At 49.7% G+C, this 12,773-nt stretch carries 13 protein-coding genes; 3 read left to right on the forward strand and 10 right to left on the reverse strand.

The features are described from left to right. Nucleotides 1-27: 27 nt before the first annotated feature. The gene (locus OGY33_RS06420; protein WP_003020691.1) at nucleotides 28-357 is read right to left on the reverse strand and encodes an HI1450 family dsDNA-mimic protein; all 330 of its coding nucleotides are present in this window, start codon (nucleotides 355-357) and stop codon (nucleotides 28-30) included. Between the two features lie 34 nt (nucleotides 358-391). Next, nucleotides 392-1,852: a cardiolipin synthase gene (gene cls / locus OGY33_RS06425; RefSeq protein ID WP_003020687.1), complete on the reverse strand. Its 1,461-nt coding sequence runs from the start codon at nucleotides 1,850-1,852 to the stop codon at nucleotides 392-394. 142 nt (nucleotides 1,853-1,994) lie between these two features. On the opposite strand from cls, the gene OGY33_RS06430 reads away from it, so the two are divergent. Then, on the forward strand, nucleotides 1,995-2,168 hold the full coding sequence (locus tag OGY33_RS06430) for a YciY family protein (protein ID WP_122984013.1): 174 nt from the start codon (nucleotides 1,995-1,997) through the stop codon (nucleotides 2,166-2,168). A gap of 236 nt (nucleotides 2,169-2,404) precedes the next feature. Continuing rightward, nucleotides 2,405-3,019 carry a serine acetyltransferase gene (locus OGY33_RS06435; RefSeq protein ID WP_048216256.1) on the forward strand — a complete coding sequence of 205 codons (615 nt, stop codon included), beginning with the start codon at nucleotides 2,405-2,407 and terminating at the stop codon, nucleotides 3,017-3,019. Nucleotides 3,020-3,296: 277 nt separating this feature from the next. Here the strand turns inward: OGY33_RS06435 and OGY33_RS06440 are convergent, their stop codons facing one another. Beyond that, on the reverse strand, nucleotides 3,297-5,306 hold the full coding sequence (locus tag OGY33_RS06440; RefSeq protein ID WP_191238442.1) for an acyltransferase family protein: 2,010 nt from the start codon (nucleotides 5,304-5,306) through the stop codon (nucleotides 3,297-3,299). Between the two features lie 499 nt (nucleotides 5,307-5,805). On the opposite strand from OGY33_RS06440, the gene OGY33_RS06445 reads away from it, so the two are divergent. Beyond that, a complete protein-coding gene (locus tag OGY33_RS06445; protein WP_057064858.1) occupies nucleotides 5,806-6,999 on the forward strand; it encodes a tyrosine-type recombinase/integrase in 1,194 nt (397 codons plus the stop codon). Here OGY33_RS06445 and OGY33_RS06450 read toward each other — a convergent pair. The 7 genes from OGY33_RS06450 to OGY33_RS06480 form a co-directional block, all read right to left on the reverse strand. Beyond that, on the reverse strand, nucleotides 6,992-7,192 hold the full coding sequence (locus tag OGY33_RS06450; protein ID WP_008322518.1) for a hypothetical protein: 201 nt from the start codon (nucleotides 7,190-7,192) through the stop codon (nucleotides 6,992-6,994). The two genes, OGY33_RS06445 and OGY33_RS06450, sit on opposite strands and share 8 nt — an antisense overlap. A gap of 45 nt (nucleotides 7,193-7,237) precedes the next feature. Then, the gene (locus tag OGY33_RS06455) at nucleotides 7,238-7,480 is read right to left on the reverse strand and encodes a DUF4060 family protein (protein WP_003841647.1); all 243 of its coding nucleotides are present in this window, start codon (nucleotides 7,478-7,480) and stop codon (nucleotides 7,238-7,240) included. Beyond that, on the reverse strand, nucleotides 7,467-7,670 hold the full coding sequence (locus OGY33_RS06460) for a hypothetical protein (protein ID WP_003841645.1): 204 nt from the start codon (nucleotides 7,668-7,670) through the stop codon (nucleotides 7,467-7,469). The genes OGY33_RS06455 and OGY33_RS06460 overlap by 14 nt, the downstream gene beginning before the upstream one ends. Beyond that, nucleotides 7,663-8,007, reverse strand: coding sequence for a hypothetical protein (locus OGY33_RS06465; RefSeq protein ID WP_032943683.1), 345 nt, complete (start codon nucleotides 8,005-8,007; stop codon nucleotides 7,663-7,665). The genes OGY33_RS06460 and OGY33_RS06465 overlap by 8 nt, the downstream gene beginning before the upstream one ends. 34 nt (nucleotides 8,008-8,041) lie before the next feature. Continuing rightward, entirely contained in the window at nucleotides 8,042-9,133 is a 1,092-nt protein-coding gene (locus tag OGY33_RS06470; protein ID WP_149335229.1) for a RecT family recombinase, read from the reverse strand. A 12-nt stretch (nucleotides 9,134-9,145) separates the two neighbouring features. Next, nucleotides 9,146-12,469: a RecE family exodeoxyribonuclease gene (locus OGY33_RS06475; protein ID WP_191238443.1), complete on the reverse strand. Its 3,324-nt coding sequence runs from the start codon at nucleotides 12,467-12,469 to the stop codon at nucleotides 9,146-9,148. Nucleotides 12,470-12,608: 139 nt separating this feature from the next. Continuing rightward, nucleotides 12,609-12,770, reverse strand: coding sequence for a YdaE family protein (locus OGY33_RS06480; protein ID WP_225990744.1), 162 nt, complete (start codon nucleotides 12,768-12,770; stop codon nucleotides 12,609-12,611). Nucleotides 12,771-12,773: the final 3 nt, after the last annotated feature.

Below are 12,773 nucleotides of genomic sequence, written 5' to 3' on the forward strand. Positions count from 1 at the left end.
AGCTGCGAGAGCAGCTTTTTTGTCTGATTATTCGCGCCAGAGAATATGGCAGAGCTTATGATCTTTTTCGCGACATAATAAAACGCGCGCGAAAATATCGTTAATCTCGCCGTCTTCTGTATCTGCCAGACCAATCACCACTTCGGCAAAGAAGTCTGGGTTCAGGTCAAAATCAACATGCTCCTGCCAGTCTTCTGCCGGATCGAACAACTCGGCACCGCCACGCTCTTCAAACTGCAAATTGAACAGAATGATGTCGGCTGGATCCAGATTGTCCGCAGCCAGTTCGAGAAAAATGTCGTAAGCCTGCTCAAGCGTTTCGTCTTCGGTCAGGCGATTGTTCAAATCCATATCCATAATGACTACCTGTTTACTGTCTGATGGGCACGTTTTACAGCAACGGACTAAAGAAGTAAAACAGTCGCTCTGCTATCCGCTGCCAGAGTGGTCGTTTTACCCACAAACGGGCATCAAGCAGGCGGGAACGCGAAATATAATCATCCTGCACTGCCGCGAGATCGCCACCGAATCCGGCATCATCAATGACCAGCGTGATTTCAAAATTGAGCCACAGACTGCGCATATCCAGGTTAACCGTACCGACCAGGCTCAGCTCGCCATCGACCAGTACGCTCTTGGTGTGCAGCAAGCCACCTTCGAACTGATAAATTTTAACGCCAGCCGCCAGCAGCTCGGTGAAAAAGGCCCGGCTTGCCCAGCCAACCAGCAGGGAGTCATTTTTACGTGGAAGAATGATACTGACGTCAACCCCACGCTGCGCCGCCGTGCAGATCGCGTGCAACAGGTCGTCGCTGGGGACGAAGTAGGGGGTGGTCATAATTAAATATTCACGCGCTGAATAAGCAGCGGTTAGCAGCGCCTGATGAATCAAATCTTCAGGGAAACCAGGACCCGAGGCGATAGTGTGAATGGTGTGGCCGCTGGCCTGCTCAAACGGCATGATATTGACGTCCGGTGGCGGAGGCAAAATGCGCTTTCCGGTCTCAATTTCCCAGTCGCAGGAATAGACAATGCCCATAGCAGTGGCGACAGGACCTTCCATTCTCGCCATTAAATCAACCCATTGCCCGACGCCCGCATCTTGTTTGAAGAAACGCGGGTCGACCATGTTCATGCTGCCGGTATAAGCAATGTAGTTATCGATCATTATCATTTTGCGGTGCTGACGCAGGTCCATACGGCGTAAAAATACACGCATCAGGTTCACCTTCAGCGCTTCTACAACCTCGATACCTGCGTTACGCATCATCGCCGCCCAAGGGCTGCGGAAGAACGCCACGCTGCCTGCGGAGTCCAACATCAGGCGACAGTGAATGCCACGCCTCGCGGCAGCCATTAACGACTCGGCTACCTGATCGGCCATACCGCCTGGCTGCCATATGTAGAACACCATTTCGATGTTGTGGCGCGCCAGTTGAATATCACGGATCAGCGCCTGCATCACGTCATCTGAACTGGTGAGCAACTGCAGCTGGTTTCCCTTTACGCCGGCTATTCCCTGACGACGCTCGCACAGTTTAAACAACGAAGAGGCGACGCTGCTGTTTTCCTGGGCAAAAATATGCTTGCAGGCCTTGAGGTCGTTCAGCCATTTGGCGGTTGAAGGCCACATCGCCCGGGCGCGTTCGGCACGTCGCTTACCCAGGTGAAGTTCACCAAAAGACAGATAAGCAATAATTCCTACCAATGGCAGAATGTAGATGATCAACAGCCAGGCCATTGCGGAGGGCACTGCGCGTCGCTTCATCAGAATGCGTAACGTTACGCCAGCAATGAGTACCCAGTAACCCAGAATGACCAGCCAACTCACCACGGTGTAGAAGGTTGTCATAAATTTAAAAATCCTTTTGAAAGCGTATTGTTAAGAGTTTACGCATCAGGATTAATCTGGCAAATAAAAACACGGGAAAACCACTGGTCTGCATTCGGTCTGGCGTTATAATGGCCGCTCAGTGACTGGAAGAGTAGTTAACATGAAGCGTAGTAGAACGGAAGTGGGACGCTGGCGGATGCTGCGTCAGGCTAGCCGCCGTAAAGCACGTTGGCTTGAAGGACAATCGCGTCGTAATATGCGTATCCATACCATCAGGAAGTGCGTTCTCAACCACCAACGTAACTCGTTGTTGTTTGCGATCCACAGCATCTGATCCCAAAAGGGCACCGCTGGCGGTGCCCAATGTCTGTTTTCCCGTATTGATTCTTAAATACTTTCCTGGCTGCCATTATTGTTTTGGTCCAGGTAAGAGATAGCCATTTCATTATTTATATTATTGTCATTTTTCAGGTGCCGTATCTACTCGAAAAAAAGAATGCTGGTGACAAGAAAATATGTTTTTATTTCAGTGAGAACTGATACATTTTAACGATTAAACAATGAGACAGTATGATGGCATTCGACAAAATTAAAGCCGATACCCACCGTGAATTTGGTTATTTCTCATGGAGTAAACTAATAATTGGTACAGTAATTAGCAGAACATTCCGTATCATTGTGATGATGCGTTTATGCCAATACTGTGCGGTTTCGCGCACACCGCTGCGTATCATGCTCTATCCATTTAAGATCTTGCATCGGTGTGCTGCTCACATGGGCTCGATGGATTTTCCATCGAGCACGCAGGTTGGTGCCGGGTTGGCTATCACTCATGGCTGGGGGATAGTGATATCGCCGAGTGCAAGGATTGGAAAGAACGTTACCTTATTTCATGGTGTAACCATCGGTCAGCGAGATACTATTCGGGGAGCAGGAACCCGCATCACGGGTTACCCCATTATTGAGGATGAAGTTTGGATTGGTCCAAATGCTGTCATCGTCGGCGGGGTCATCATTGGACAAGGGAGTAAAATTGCTGCCGGGGCGTTTGTGACCGAAAGTATCCCGCCTTTTTCTGTCGTTGTTGGTAATCCTGGCGTGATTGTTAAAACCGGGTGCATCCCAGACGTAATGAATAAAGCACCGTTGTTTCAAGAAAGAACTGTTGAAAAAACGGCAGCGTAAATTTCTCGCTGATTATACTTTTATTTTTATTATCAATACGATGATTCTACATTCTGGGGCTAGTGGTTCATAATAGTGTGGTCAGGTATTACTCGTTATCCTATTCTGTTAGTTTATTGTCTTTTGAGGGAAGTCATTATGTGTACAAATCTTTTTGACAACGCTCGTCGCTACACTGACGAGAAAAAGTAACAACCAAAGCCGCTATCTGCGGCTTTTTTACTTGAGTGAATATTAGTATCCGAATGGATATGATTCCCATAGTTCTGGTCAAGCGTCAAAGTTGCAGGGCGTTAGTTGCCTCGGTATGTTCTGCTTGTTTAAATGCGCGTTGAAACATGGGGAGTAAAAGCCTACTGCCAAATGCACTTAGGTGGTTACTGTCTGAGTAAAGTGGACGTCCACCAGCATCTCCCCAACACCGCCCATCCTTGCAAAGATAGGGTAACGGATTGAGAATATTGACGCCGCAGCGCAGGGCCGCCTCATCTTGTGCTGCCCAAATGGCTGTTTGTCGCTGGTAATATTTATTGAGAGAAATAGATACTGTACTGTCTGACTTACCAAACATCAGTGCCCTGGCCATTGTATTAGGCACATCGACTGCCATTTCAGGAATAGGGCGGACCAGAAATACCCTCTGACTATTCTCTATGGAACACAGAGTTTTTACGAGTTGCTGGCTAAACTGCTGTGTTAAATTCTGATTGGGGTGTTCATTCGGCGTATCAAAAAATCCCATAGGAATATTAAAAAAATCGTCCTTTTCATTTTGTCCCAGGATAGCGAGGCTGCTTCTGTTGGCGATAAAGACGAGTTTATTTTTATATTCATTATTTAGTAAATTAATAGCTCGATCATTAAATAGTTTACAGTCATCATTAATATCCTCTCTTCGTTTCATGCCTAACACTGTCGGACAGCTCGCATAGGTCATCTCAACCACCGCACCGGGTGCAGCCTCTGCGACAGCTGAAACCAGCATGCTTGCATGACTGTCTCCAAGGACAATGGCCGTTAACTCTCCTTTGCCATATCTGCACATAGGAGACTCGCTTCCTTTACCCGGCGCGAGCAGACATTTTTCAAATCGGACTGCGTAATCAAGTTTCGGGATCATCGCTAATTCAATTGCCGGGTTAATTCTGCCGTCGACTTGCTGATAACGAGCCCCTGCGGCCAATCCACCAGTGCTCAAAATTAACAGTAATAGTACCCAGCTCTGTTTGCGTGCAGGGGTTAGCGCAAGCTGTTTGCGTGTCGGAATCTCTACGAGCAATAAAGAGGTCTTTCCCAATAGCAAACTCATTACGATGCCAGTAGCAATCCACCAGGGATTGTCCTGTTTGTCGGCATAACTGAGCAGCACCGCCAGCGGCCAGTGCCACAGATAAATTGAATAAGAACTGGCACCTATCTGGCGAAAAATTGCCGTAGATGTAAAAAATGATCGCTGGCGATTAGCCGCAAGAACCAGCACGGTCCCCAACACAGGAACCACGGCATAACTTCCCGGCCATGGTCGTGTCGCATCCAGGAGTGTGACTGACAGGGCAATTAAAATAAAACCCACCAACTCTAGTATCCGGGCTGGGCGTTGCGACATAGAATGCCGACGAGTTAGCCACCATACAGCTCCTCCAGCTAATAATTCCCAAATGCGGGTGGGGAGTAGGTAAAACGCACTACCTGGGAGTCGAGGGCTCACGTAAATTGATAGAGCTAATGACAGTACGCCTGCGGCGATAAGTGCAAACTTAACACCCTGCAGGCCAAACCAGCGCCAGAGTAAAATGCAGCCAACAGGCAACAAAATGTAAAATTGCCACTCCACCGAAAGAGACCATGTGTGCAGCAACCAGTTTTCTCTGGAAGTGATATCGAAATAACCCGCTTCACGCCAAAACTTGAGATTGGAAACAAAAGTAAGCGCTGTGATCGCATTGAGTGCCAGCACATGATAATCAGCGGTGGGCAACCAAAACCAACCCAAGAAAAGTAATGTGCTACATAATACAACTAAGGCAGGAATAATTCGTCTGGCACGTGCCAGATAGAAACTCCATAATGAAAAATTGCCACGTTCAAGGCCGTTCACGATGATGGCGGTCATCAGGAAACCTGATATAACAAAAAAAACATCAACGCCGATAAAGCCACCGCTAAATCCGGGTACGCCAAAGTGATAAAATACGACCGCTAATACAGCCCATGCTCGCAGGCCATTGATATCATGGCGGAATGCTTTAGGAGAGGGAGAGGCGGGACGGAACGAATCAAAAGCCATAATTGACTAAAATCCCGTATAGCGTAACAACGCAGCCTGTCTGCATTGTGACAAATTAATCTCGACAGATAATAAAATACACTGAGGTTGAGTAAGAAACAATCAATGACACGCTAATAAACGGTCGTTGCTACCTTTTATAAGGGTACTTATCATTGCTTTGATATGCTGAATTAATGCATAGAGACGAGAAGTGAGGGCGTTTAGACTAATGTGCACCTAAATGCGCCCTCAATGGCTATGTATTTTGCTTACTGTTCAGTATTTTTATAAATGAAAATGGCTTTTTGTTTTGTCAAAATACTTTCTTGTATTGTCATTCAGCCCTTTTCGAAGAATTTCGCATAAAAACGTTCTGTTACGTTGAACCCTTCTGCCGCCTGCCTTTCAGCCTTCCAATTATCACACTCCGAGTACAAGTGTTACATTGTGGGTATCTTTGAGCAATGAGTTTTGTGTACACTTTTGCGTACTCAAAAGCCAAATGTGTACCTATTCAATGATCACTGACACAAAGCTCAGGAAGGCCCTTGGCAAGAAACGCGATGATATCGAAATTATTTCAGATTCTCACGGACTCAACGCAAGAATCAGTCTGGCCGGAAAGGTCTCTTTCTTCTACCGGTACAGATGGGCAGGCAAAGCTGTAAAACTCAATGTCGGCGATTATCCAGCAATGAGTATTGCTCAGGCAAGGGAAAGGCGTCAGCAATTCAGAATCTGGCTTACTGAAGGACTCGATCCCCGAGAGCAAGTAAAGCTGGAGAAATTGACCCGCGAAGGTTCCATGGCCGTATCGGAAGCATTCAATTATTGGATCGAGAAACACTGCATCGCTAATCAACTGACAAAGACAGGTTATTATCAGTTGGTATTTGCCAAGCATATCGCCGAACCGATGCGAAACGTCAAAGTCGACAATTCGACAAAAAGGCACTGGATAGATGTTTTTGATCAGATTGAAAGCAGGGTGATGGCTCATTATATGCTTTCTCTGTGCAAACGCTCATTCAGGTTCTGTATTAACCGAGGCGTAATATCGACCAATCCGCTCGAGGGATTGCTACCCACTGACGTTGGCCAAAAACCGAAAAAGAGAACGCGGCGCTTGGATGATCGTGAGCTGGTGGCTATTTATCGGTGGCTGCAAAACCGCATGTCCATAGAGTCCGTGTTTCTTGTGAAATTTATTATGTTGACCGGCTGTAGGACGGCAGAGATTCGGTTAAGCGAAAGGTCATGGTTCAAGCTGGATGAAAATGAATGGATAGTTCCTGCTGGAAGTTACAAAACGCGAGTGCACATGAGAAGGGCTCTTTCTGATGCTGCGGTGGGACTGGTAAAAAATCACCTTGAGAAGATCAACACAAAGCATTTAGTCACTTCACAGCGCTTATTGGATGGGGAAATTAAAGACGTCCCGGTTCATCCGCCAGTTGCTTCGAACTACGCCAGGTATATTTGGTCAGAATCCGGCATGGAGCCCTGGTCTCTCCATGATATGAGAAGAACAATCGCAACAAATCTTTCAGAACTTGGCTGTCCGCCGCATGTGATTGAAAAGTTACTTGGTCACCAAATGGTTGGCGTGATGGCGCACTATAACCTGCATGACTACATCGATGATCAAAAACACTGGCTCCACGTTTGGCAGAGCCATCTTGAAAACATCATCGGTGAGCCGTTCAGTTAATTGGCTGTTTCACACCTTCCCACTCTTTGACTGACTCCGACTTCCAGCGGTTAGGGTTACCGGGGAAGTCCGGGGCGGGGAACGGTTTCGCAAAACCCCGCGGCATCGTGTCTGTGCTTTGCCATGACCAAAGGGTTTTACGTGAGATTTTGTATCGACTGGTCAGGTCTGACGTCAGCAAAATATCATCCATCGTTTTTCTCCAATGGCCCGAACTGGGCCATTTCCAAAAGTAATATCAAGAAACCTGACCCGGCAACGCGCGCAACCGGCGCATACCTGTCATTGCCGTGGCCACGTAGCTAGCCTTACGGTTCACTACCTCCACCCAGACCTTCACACCTTCAACTCTCACCGTGTATGTCTCCTTCATCTTGCTGCGGCCATAGTCGCCGTAACGTTCTGCATGAGTGGCCAGTGCTATGTCGCATGCCTGACGCGCTAACGGGGATTGCTGGTTGCCTCGGTTAATTAATCGCATGGTCACCGCCTTCTGGATTGGATGGTTGACGGAAAACCGCTCGGGACGGCGACCAATCGCAATATGCATCGGTTTCGGTATGCCCGAAAATTGCCTTACAGCGACGGATATGGGCGCAGTCGCCGCAGGTCTTACCCTTCGGGAGTTGCATTTTATCGGGGTCTGCCGGGTTATAATTCAGCTCAGTCATTCCAGGCCTCCAGCTCGTTCTGGATTTCCTCGTCGATCTCGTCATTGGTGGCGTCTTCGTTTAGATAGTCGCGCGCCTCTTTGAGATACTGTTCTCGGCGTTCGTGGTACCAGGCAGAGAACTCCGGTGACCAGCCGCGACCATTACCTTGAAAATCAACCAGAGCGTTGTCCTCAGCCATACGCTCAACCATGCAGTCGGCAGTTGTCAGGGCGCATTCCCGGATGTAACCGCGAAGGTGGTGTTTGCGCCACCAAGGACTTACTTTCGAATCGCAACATCCTTTGAACTCAATTTCCCAGCGGCGGATGCAGCGTGCGTTTAAAGATTTACTCATCTCGTTACCGGGAGGGTTCGCCCTCCCGCCTCCCTTAGGCCATGTATTCCGGTTTCATATCCGCCAAGGTGATGCTGAACTGATCGTGCAGTTCGTCGCCCAGATGACGTTTCGCCGTTGCAAGAACTCGCTCAACTTCCCCAAACCGTTCAGCTGCATCCGGTTCATCCGGAGACGGCAGGGAGTTGATCGCGGCTTCAACCTTGTTACGTGAATCAACCAGGTAGTAGCGCTTCACTGCCTTATTCTTCAGCTCGGTGAACAGGGCAGATCCGAGCGTGGCCTTCGCGCTTTCGATATCAGCGCGCAGTGCTTTTGCGCTATCAATATCCTGTGCAGCCTCGATGCGCTCGCGGAAATCATCGGCAAGAGCGTCGATATTTACCGACGATTCGTGTGCGCTTTGCGTAGTTGTGACGGTGTCACCTGCGATTTCAGCAACGCTCATTCGTTGGGTTGAGCCAGGGTTAATAACTTTTTCTTCTCGTTCTTCGACTTCATCGGCACTGTAAACACCGAGAATCACATCAGGGCAGTACAAGCGAGCCCAGCGCTTTACCGCGAGATAAGCGAGCTGCTGACGCGGATCACTTGCCCATAGTGTCGAATTACGAACCTGAGCCTGAGAAAGCATGAGTACCAGTTCGCGTGGTTCATCCTCTCCTTTCATAGTTGCCCACACACGAATTCCTACACCGGCCTCATCCTTTAAATCCCAACCGGGCGCGATGTACTTATTGCCTTTAGAACTGGTTCTCTCTACAAATCGACCAATGATGTTTTCCCATGGGCCAAACCAATCGTAATGAAGGCGATCTTTTGTAGGCGACATGTTGGTAACAACCGCATTAACCAGTTGAGCTTCGTAACCCAATACTCCGCTATTACCGACGATGTGGGTCTTCTGAGCTACGGCAAACGGGTCCATACCCCATCGTGCGGCCTGCATGACCACAGCCATGCAGGCATCTGGTTTTCCGCGGAAGTGGTCAGGTACAAAAGCGCCACTATTTGCCATCACTGTCGACAAGGTGCGTAGGCGGTCGAAAAGTTCCCCATTAGTCAAAATTGAGATGTTATCGATCATTTGCGTCTTGTTTTCGTTGGTAGTAATTGCAGTAGACATGTTCTTTTCCCCTTATGCCTGAGTACGCAGCGCTTCAAGGCGGCGCAGGTCGAAGTCGTTCAGTTCGTCGGTGTAATCAGTTGTGATCGGCGCTGGCCATTCGCCAGTGTCAAAGCCGGTAGCGATAGCGCGCATTGATTTGCGGTACTCAAGCATGCCCAGCTCCAGCAGTTCGGCGGATGCCTCGATGATGGCGATCCAGTGGTAGTTCTCGTCTTTGTTGACGAAAATCCAGAAGAACTGGTCCAGCGCAGCTGTCTCGCAATACATTGCCGCGCTCAGGTGGTAGTCACGGTCGATGATTTCGCGGTGCAGTTTGGCTCGCAGACCTTCCTGCTTAATGTTCCACATGCTGATGGTTTTAAGGTCGGCACCGATGCGTACCCCGTCCAGGTCGATCTCAAGGTCAGGACGCACGCGGACTTCAAGTCCGGTTTCGTCGTCAAAGCCAAAGTAGCTCACCTCAACAGCGCGGCTCGGATGCTGAAGCAGCATCCCGGCGGTTGGGTGCTGTAGCAGGGCTTTCTGAATGGCCAGTGCGGTGCTCAGTTGCTGGCGGGTGACCAATACTTTCCCTTGCGGATTATCACGCCAGGCATCCAGCAGTTCGTCGGCAAAGACGGCGCCCGGATTAACAGACTTCACGGTCTGGATCAGATCCGCTTTGGTACCGGACACTTTTAGCGGTTGCGGCTTCTGCGCTTCCTGGGCCACCAGGTCAGGATTGATGATTGCCAGCTGCTCGAGTAACGCATCACGACTACCGCTGGTTTTCACCTGAGCAGGCAGAGTGGCGTTGTATTCTTTGATGCAGGCTTTCATCGCCGCTGCGGTCTGCTTCTGGTCAGCTTCGATACGCTGGTACTCTTCTGGCAGCGACATATAGCTCTGGCCAGTTTCCTCGACTGACCCACCCAGCGGCACCTGAGCAGGCAGTGTGGCGTTGTGTTCTTCCAGCAACACTTTGATATCGTCGGCTGACAGCTGCGCCGGCAGGCTGGCGTTATACTCATCAATAAACGCGCGAATAGTTGCTGTTGTGGTGAAAGCACCATCTGGAATCACCGGTTCAACGCTGAATTCTTCGTCGAGCTGCTCGGGCTGCAGCGCCAGCGCATGCACCAGGTTGCCCATATCCAGAACCTGGGAGCGCTCTTTCGTGATGGTCTTCTCGACGTGGCGTGCGTTGAAGTACATCAGCGACACTCGCGCGTCTTTTACCTGGGTAGAGCTGATACCGTTGGCTGCGTGATAAACCTCGTTCGGCAGACCTTCGTAGCGGCCTGGCTCGAAGTAGGCGGGATATACAACAGCTGGTTCGTCAGATTGCGCTTCTGGCTCGGTTTGATTCGCTTTTTGGGTGTTTTGATGCGCATATTCATCATTCTGATGCGCATTTTCCGGTTTTTGTTTCACATCGGCTTGCTGGCCGGTATGTGACTCTTCACCAGTTTCCAGACTGCTTTCGCCTGACTGCACTTCATCACCAGCCTGTTCTTCATCACTGACAGTTTCTTCCATCTGCACATTGCTGGTGGTTTCCTCATTAACTGGTGAACGGTCATCTGTTTGCGTTTGTTGATCACCCATCAGGCCTTCTATGGAGAATACGCCGTTGCCCATGTTGGCGATTTGTGGCTGTTTAGCAGCTGTTTTCTGCTCTGCAGCGACCTGCTCATTAACCTCATTTTCCCAGCTGACGTCCGGCGCATGACCAGCATCAGCCAGCGTTTCTTCTGAGGGATTTGAGTGGTCATTTTCGGTTAGATTGGCATTGATATATGCCCGCAACCGTCCAGGAAAGTTAACTAACTCGGATGACGTGCCGCGGATGAGTGCAAAGATGGCGGCGCGTGAATAGTCCAGGATGCCAGCGGTTTTGCGCAGCGCCTCAGACCATTCGCTGAACGGACTTTCTTTCTTGCTGACAATCTCTTTAGCGCGACGGTAGACCCCACCAGGAATGTCGTAGATATTGAAATCCATTGGCAAGGTGGCCAGCGCAATTTCAACATCCAGAGTGTCCAGTGTGTGGACGTAGTCGGTATTGCGATCGGTCTTATTTCCACCGCCAGCATTGGTTTTGACGTCAGTGCGTTGAATCTGCGCAACGCGGTTGCCTTTCTGCCATTCCTTGACCAGCAGGCCGCGATCGATGTATTCAGTTTTGAACCACACCGTCAGGAACTGGATAACTGTTGCCAGCTCCGGTTTTTTACCCTCGACAGGGAAGACTTTCTTAACGGCATTCACGACTTTATGAATATCGTGCTCAATGGCTTTTTTGAATGCTTCCACATTCTCAGCAGCCAGCAGCAGGTTCTGGATGTACGTGTCATCAGTGTCCATCTCAAGGCGGACAATCTCGTTTTTCTGCCCAGCGTCGATGTGATAGAGATATTCACCATCACCGATGAACTGAGCCAGTACGCGCTGGCGGAATGGCAGGGTGGCTACGACGATCAGGTTCGGCTGCTCTGACTGTTGAGATTGTTCTTCGATACCGACTTCATCACCAACGATGTCATCTTCGGCCCGGCCGTTGTCGTCGATCTGGATGCCGTCCTTAACAGTGAGATCTTGACCGGTTGCGTTCTCAGCAACGCTGCTGGTTTCAGTTTTGAGCAGCTGCAACTTACCACTGCGCCAGTCTTCTACCAGTTGATTGCGGTCACCGGCATCCGTGTTCACCCAGTCAGACATGAAACCAGCGATCAATCTTGGTTCGTGCTCTTCGTCTGGTGCGAAAATGTCCTTAACCGCCTGAATCATTTTCCACTCAGCATTCAGGCTGAGTTTGGCAGTCTCGGGTGCATCGTTCTTTGCCACAAGCAGGCTCTGGAGATATGTATTGCCTTCGTCGAGTGACATCTCGCTGGCAGCCAGTTGATGCTCTTTAGTGACGTGAGTCTGGTATCTATCGAGAGTTAGGTGGATCGCAAAACGGACTGCTGGAGTGCGGTTTTCAACTGGGACAATTTCGGACGCAGTCGCGTCTTCAACGATTACGGTCGGAGTAGGAGTGGAGGGGGCGTCAACGGTGCCAGTAGACTCACCAGCGGCTTTTGGCAGCCAGGTGCGCCCATCGTCTTGAAGTTCGTAACGATCACACCAGGTGAAATCAACTTCACCTTCTTCCGGAAGGTCATCAACAACCGGGAAGTCAGTGCGAATTGGCTTGGCGTAATCCTTGCCGCGGCCGGTTTCGATGCCAGCATCTTCCAGTGCAACATCCAGCATCAGGTTGGCGCGAGCCTCGGTTTTGGCAGTGAACCAGACCACTGCATCTTGCTTTCCGGATTTCTGAGTGGCTTTAACCACATTAAAGAATTCCATGTGAGATCCTCATTTTTGTGTGTTAGAATCCCCGGACCATTGATAGCGCCCATTGGGTTAACTTTGGTTTTAATGTTGTTTCCGGTGTAACTTTGGTCGGTGGCACCGGACGTAGATCCCGCTTTGCGCGGGTTTTACGTTAGCCTTCGTGAGCCATCTGGTCGTGCGAAGCGCAACGTCTTGAGCAATACTCTTTCTCTTTGCGCGCCAGCAGTGAGCCGTTGAGATAGAGAAGGGTACTTTTGACTACTTCTTCCGGTTTAACCGGCTTACCGCAATAACCGCATTTGGTCTGCATCATCAT

This window comes from Citrobacter sp. Cpo032 (assembly GCF_030332975.1).
GTDB classification, from domain to species: domain Bacteria; phylum Pseudomonadota; class Gammaproteobacteria; order Enterobacterales; family Enterobacteriaceae; genus Citrobacter; species Citrobacter portucalensis.